5 protein-coding genes are annotated in these 6,049 nt (G+C 34.4%); 2 read left to right on the top strand and 3 right to left on the bottom strand.

Features of this window, described 5'->3' with window-relative positions; translation table 11 throughout:
* Positions 1 to 220: 220 nt before the first annotated feature.
* From BJ095_RS16785 to BJ095_RS16775, 3 genes are read right to left on the bottom strand one after another with little or no spacing between them, the layout of a single operon-like run.
* Positions 221 to 1,504, bottom strand: a complete 1,284-nt coding sequence (locus BJ095_RS16785; protein WP_107933073.1) for a hypothetical protein — start codon at positions 1,502 to 1,504, stop codon at positions 221 to 223.
* Positions 1,501 to 1,944: a PulJ/GspJ family protein gene (locus BJ095_RS16780; protein ID WP_107933075.1), complete on the bottom strand. Its 444-nt coding sequence runs from the start codon at positions 1,942 to 1,944 to the stop codon at positions 1,501 to 1,503. Before BJ095_RS16780 ends, BJ095_RS16785 begins: the two co-directional genes overlap by 4 nt.
* A 5-nt stretch (positions 1,945 to 1,949) precedes the next feature.
* Positions 1,950 to 2,438, bottom strand: a complete 489-nt coding sequence (locus BJ095_RS16775) for a type IV pilus modification PilV family protein (protein ID WP_107933077.1) — start codon at positions 2,436 to 2,438, stop codon at positions 1,950 to 1,952.
* Positions 2,439 to 2,963: 525 nt separating this feature from the next.
* Here BJ095_RS16775 and BJ095_RS16770 point away from each other — a divergent pair.
* Together BJ095_RS16770 and BJ095_RS16765 are read left to right on the top strand one after the other, a co-directional pair.
* Positions 2,964 to 4,364 (top strand): VanW family protein, encoded by a 1,401-nt coding sequence (locus BJ095_RS16770; protein ID WP_107933079.1) that lies wholly within the window; start codon positions 2,964 to 2,966, stop codon positions 4,362 to 4,364.
* A 23-nt stretch (positions 4,365 to 4,387) separates the two neighbouring features.
* A complete protein-coding gene (locus BJ095_RS16765) occupies positions 4,388 to 6,046 on the top strand; it encodes a GspE/PulE family protein (protein WP_408056965.1) in 1,659 nt (552 codons plus the stop codon).
* The last annotated feature ends 3 nt before the right edge of the window (positions 6,047 to 6,049 follow it).

Below are 6,049 nucleotides of genomic sequence, written 5' to 3'. Positions count from 1 at the left end.
GAATGTTGACAAGTGGTTTTTTAATTTGTGCAGGGCCTACGGCCCTTCTGCACAAATTAAATGCCATAGCTTACATTTTTATGATGCCATAAACAATTGAAATGTAATTACTTATTTTAAAGTGGAAAATAGTTGGATGTAAGAATGAGAAGATGGTTACGCAGGTAAAATTAAAATTCAAAAGAAAAAAGCCAGCTATAAAAAACTGGCAGGTAATCATTTATTTATAATTATAGTTATATTCACTTGATAAGGTAATATTTCCCCAGGTTGCTTTGGAAGTAGAAGCATTAAAGCAAGCTTTTGTAAAATCATTTGAAGTAGTATTTACGGAAGAATGATTACTTGATATTGCATAAATTTTACTTGTACCATTGCTATTATTATTCACATTATTACTTATTTGTAAATCCCCGTTAACACAGATTAAAGAATTATTACCTAAATTAATACCTTGAGTGACTTTAGTATCTCCGTTAATAAACAAAATAGAAGATTCCATCTCATTTATTTGTTGGATTGTCGTAAGTCCTTCTCCTATAAACATAGTGGATCCTTTTAATTTTATATTATCCATTGAGGCAGTTTTTTTAATTTCTACTGTAGAATTTGATAAACCACTACCGTTAAAATGTAATCCTTTTAAAGTGCCGCCGATGTATAATTTAATATTACTTAGGCTATTCAAGTTACCTGCTGTCATATCATTTTCTATATATAATGTTGATTCGGTAAAAGCGTTATTTGCATTTTTCATTGTTAAGGAACCCTTAATTTTTACAGTCGATTTATCAAAAGATAGGTTGTCATTTTGTTCAAATTCTACACTATCAATAATTTGGCATTGAATATTACTAAATATTATCTTTTTTCCGCTAGTATTACAGTTATTTAAGTCTCCAGGATCTTGTATTTTATTAGCTTCAATTATAGACGTGCCCCCTGAATCGCCAGAGGATATATTTGAAGACATAAATCGCGAAAGGTCTACTATTAAATTACCTTCAATGGCGGTAGCCTTACTATTCTCTGTACCGGTACTTTTATAAGTTACCTCAAAACCTTGGGGCTTGCTGTTGAGGTATTTAGAGTTGATTGGTTCAATTAAAAATTTACTTGATGTTTTTGTTTTGATATATACTTCAGGATTTAATGAATTAATATCCTCTTCTAAATACCTCATCATTAAATCTCGTCCGTAGTCAATATATTGCGAATCAAGTAGTATTGTATTCTTTGATGCATGTGCTGCTCTTAAAGCTTTAACTTCATCAAGTACTAATTTTTCGTGAGTAGTTACGCTATTCCGAACAGCTTGCTCGAAATACGTGATACCCATTTCTGCTATGGCGACTGATTGAGAATTTTGTTCTCTAATATCGTTTTGTTTAGTAGTGTTTGCTGATATGACCATAAAAGAGAGTGCGAAAACTGTAAAGACTGCTGTTATCATTAATACTACTAACAACGTATATCCGTTGGAATTATTGATTAATTTCTTCAAGTAGCATCGTACTCCTTTAATCGTTGTAATAGTACCTCCATTTTAAGTTTCCTATTAGAATCATTCCGCATAATTATCAATTCTAAATTTACATCATCTGTTTTAGGATTTACATCTTCAGGGACGTTTTTTAATGTTATACATAATTGATTATTTTCAAAAGTTTCTTTATCAGTAATGATTCCTTTGGATGTAGCTTCTATTGTAAATTTACAATCATCAATATGTACTTTATAAGTATCTGATTGTAGGTGTATTTTAGTTAATTTTGAAATGATGATATTGGCTTCTTGTTGTAATTGATTTTTTGATACAGCTTTATTTGTATAATTAGAACCTTGGAAAAAGATATTCCAAGTAATTAATGAAACGATGGAAAGCAAAACTATGATTACTAGTGTTTCAACTAGAGAGAAGCCAGATTGTTGGTCGTTTTTCATTATGTTCACCTTTCATACAATAGATATCCGTATGTTTCACTAACTAGAATATTGTTAGCTTTATAGATTTGAACCTGGATTTGATATGCCTTTTTAGGAATTGAATCTAAATCAGATTGAGTATTGATTACAACACTAACATTAAAAGCCGAGTTGCTAGATTTCGTATCTATGATAATTGATTTTGTACTTGAGTTATAAGAAACATAATCATCTAAATCTATAAAAGAGTAGGTGCCAGCTAATGGGTTAGTTATAAATGAATTGAAATCTCTACTTTCTTCAATTTTAGATTTCCATTTATCAAGTTCTATCTTTGCTATATTAATTGCAGTTTGTTTATGTTCATTTTGAATATTTTTTTGCCCCATTTGTGGGAAGAAATTCATGAAAGAGATTAAAATAATTGTCAATATAACTATAGAAGCAAGTATCTCAATTAATGAAAGTCCATTTTCATTGATTAGTTTTTTAGAGTTTACTTGTTTTTTCAATAAAAAACACCTACTTAATGTTAGTTGTCATAAGGGGCATAGTATTTTTGGATTATTACAGTATTATATACTATAAAAGTCATGGGCGAAATGAATTTATTATAGAATTTACTTCACAAACACATAACAAATTATTGAATTGGTATAAGAAACATATTTTCGGTAAGTAAAAAGTATTATTAGTAAAGTAAATTTAGTTAAAAATATTTACTTCTGGTAAAAAAAGATATATACATCCCCCAAAAAATCGTGTATTTTATAAATAGCTTAGAGCAAAATGTGTAAAACAGGGCAATTTTTTTTATTTTAATATAAAATTTTACAATTTTTTCGTTACTAATCATTTATCTAATAGTAGAATGATATTAAGGATATTCATAGGAGATATTGCATATACCTTCTATAATTCTCTTTTTTGATGTGTTGGGTAATTTTGCTTAAGTTAGTTGAAGTTACATGCGAAGAAAGTCAAATTTTGAAACATCCTACTAGTAATAGTTTTAATTAGAAACTTGAGGTGATTGCATGCCATTAAAAATGAAACCGATTATTTTAGCTGCACTAAGTTTAATCATTATTTTGTATTTATGTATCCAAGGAAATATTTTTAAAACGGCCTCTGCAGATGAGTCTGATTCAGGGTCAACCATCGCCGGCGTTAAAGTTTCTGGGTTAAATGAAGATGAGATGAAGGAAGTACTGCAACAAGCAATTAATACATGGGTAGGAGAGCCTATCACCGTAAGTGATGGAGTGAGCGAAGTCCAGGTAGATCCTTCACAATTTATGTTTGATTTAGAAAGTACAGTACAACAATATACAACAACAGTGGACAAGCCTTGGTTTGCTTTTTGGGAATCAGACCGTGTTGTTCATCTACCATTAGTAGTAACGGTTCCTGATGAGCTGATGAATGATATTTCAACAGTTGGAAGCTGGAATGCAGAAGCTACAGTCAACTCTGTTGCTACTCAAGCTTCCTTTTTAAAGGAACATGAAATAGCACCGGTCATGAATGATTTAACTCAAATTGATAATGAACGAATCGCACTTTCGATTGAAGGTATTCCAACAGAAGCTACAGGTGTTTCAAATGTAGCGAATCTGTTAAATGGAACAATTCTTTATCCTGGCGAGACTTTTTCATTCATTACCAAAGTAGGCGAAAGTACTGCAAATACTGAAGCAAAGAATTTTGTTGCTTCACTTTTATATGACGTGGTATTGAATACAGAGTTCCAAATTGTAGAGCGTCACTCGCAGGAAAAAATACCAGCTTATTTAGAACCAGGCATAAATGCTAAGGTTAATATTCAATATAACGAAGATTTACAGTTTTTAAACAGCTCAACAAGTCCAGTGCAAATTAATGCAACGGTTGAAGGCTCAAATTTAAAGGTTGAAATCTTTGCAAACGAAAAAAGTAAAGAAGTTCTAGTGCAAGTAAGTAATGAAGAAATTGCGCCTCGTATCATTAACAGATACTCAGAGGATTTATCAGTTGGACAGCAGCAATTGATACAGGAAGGTACGAATGGTATGCGAGTAGTGGTTACTCGAATTATTTCTGAAAGTGGCAGTACAACAGAAGAACAAATCAGCCGTGATTACTACGCACCAACAAACCGAATTGTATTGCTTTCTGCTAGACAGCCGGCTAGTATGCCAGATACTACAGGAATAACAGGTAGTTCGGGTTTACCTGACACAAATACAGATGGAACGGGAACACAAACACCAGGAACGACGGATCCAAATGTAAATACAAATCCTAACTCAGTTCCCAATACAAATCAAAATCAAGATTCAGATACACAAATTGATTTAGATAATAACGGTTTACCTGATATGCCGACAAATGAGAACGAAAACGAGTTACCAGACGGTAGTTACTATGACAAAGGTGGCAACTTAATTACTCCATAGAAAGGGGAGTTTGGCAATTGCGAATGCAGACACGAAAACGACTAGGTGACTTATTAGTTGAAGCAGGTGTAATAACAAACGAACAGCTTGACTATGCATTATCAAATAAAAGTCGGGACGAAAAACTAGGAGACTTCCTTATTCGAGAAAATTATTTAACTGAACAACAGTTAATCGAGGTACTCGGATTTCAACTAGGTGTCCCACATATCAACTTAAACCAATATTCGATTGAGCCAGAGCTCTTGCAGCTAGTTCCCGCTGAACTCGCAAAGCGAGCTAATATCATGCCGATTCGACGAGATAAAAACAAATTATTCATCGCAATGGCTGACCCAATGGATTATTTCGCTATTGAGGAAGTCCGAATGGCAACAGGCTGTCAAATTGAAACAAGTATTGCAGCAAAAGACGACTTGTATCGTACCATCACAAAATACTATGACCTGCAAGAATCGATGGAAGCGGCCCTTTCAGATCTAGGGGTATCAACACCTGAATCACAGCCGGAAATTACGGACGAAGAATCGCCAATTGTACGCTTAGTGAACCAAATCATCGCAAACGGTGTAGCGCAGCGTGCGAGTGATATTCACTTTGATCCACAGGAAACTGATTTTCGTGTTCGTTACCGTGTTGATGGGAAACTACGTACAGAACGTTCATTACCGAAGCATATGCAAAATATGCTATCAGCCCGTGTGAAAATTATGGGTGGTCTGAACATTACTGAAAACCGTGTCCCACAGGATGGACGTATTAAAACAACGGTGAATTTTAAGCCTATTGATATACGTTTATCGACTTTACCAACCATTTATGGTGAAAAAATCGTTATGCGTATTCTTGATTTAAGTAATGCAGCAACAGATGTAGATAAGTTAGGCTTGCACTCTAAGAATGAAGAGCTTTTCCGAAAAATGATTTCTCGACCAAATGGGATTGTTTTAATTACTGGGCCTACAGGGTCAGGGAAATCAACAACCTTATATGCTGCGCTTTCGCACCTTAATAAGGAAGGCGTCAATATAATTACGGTTGAAGATCCAGTGGAGTATCAATTAGAAGGTATTAACCAAATTCAAGTAAAAGAAGAGGTTGGCCTAACCTTCGCTGCAGGTTTACGCTCTATCCTTCGTCAGGACCCTGATATTGTCATGATTGGGGAAATCCGTGACTTAGATACAGCTGAAATTGCAACGCGGGCTTCACTAACCGGACACTTAGTATTAAGTACACTGCATACGAATAGTGCAGTTGAGTCAATTTCAAGACTAAATGACATGGGAATTGAGCCATTCCTGATTTCATCATCATTAGTAGGGGTAGTGGCACAGCGTCTTGTTCGTCGTGTTTGCCGAGATTGTGGGAAAACAGTTCCTGCAACAGACCGCGAAAAAGAAATCTTTGCAGAGGTGGGCATGACTGTCGAAACAGTAAATCGTGGACGTGGTTGTCCCGCATGTAATCATACTGGTTATCGTGGACGTATTGCCATTCATGAGATTTTGCCTATTGATAGAACACTGAAAGATTTTATCCTGCAGCGTGCAAGTGTAAGTACATTAAGAAATTACATGAAAGAAGCAGGCTATCACACACTTGTGGAGGATGGTTTGTTGAAAGTATTAGACGGATATACAACAACTGAAGAAGTACTCCACGTAGCGACAGTTGAATAGGAA

The sequence above is a fragment of the Ureibacillus chungkukjangi genome (assembly GCF_003217295.1).
Lineage (GTDB): Bacteria > Bacillota > Bacilli > Bacillales_A > Planococcaceae > Ureibacillus > Ureibacillus chungkukjangi.
The sequence above is the reverse complement of the archived record's forward strand: the minus strand, read 5'-3'. Positions and strand labels throughout refer to the sequence as shown.

What these genes read in the sequence shown, in the direction of transcription:
- BJ095_RS16770 (WP_107933079.1), top strand. Translation starts at nt 2,964, where the DNA reads ATGCCATTAAAAATGAAACCGATTATTTTAGCTGCACTAAGTTTAATC.
- BJ095_RS16765 (WP_408056965.1), top strand. Translation starts at nt 4,388, where the DNA reads ATGCAGACACGAAAACGACTAGGTGACTTATTAGTTGAAGCAGGTGTA.
- BJ095_RS16780 (WP_107933075.1), bottom strand. Translation starts at nt 1,944, where the DNA reads ATGAAAAACGACCAACAATCTGGCTTCTCTCTAGTTGAAACACTAGTA.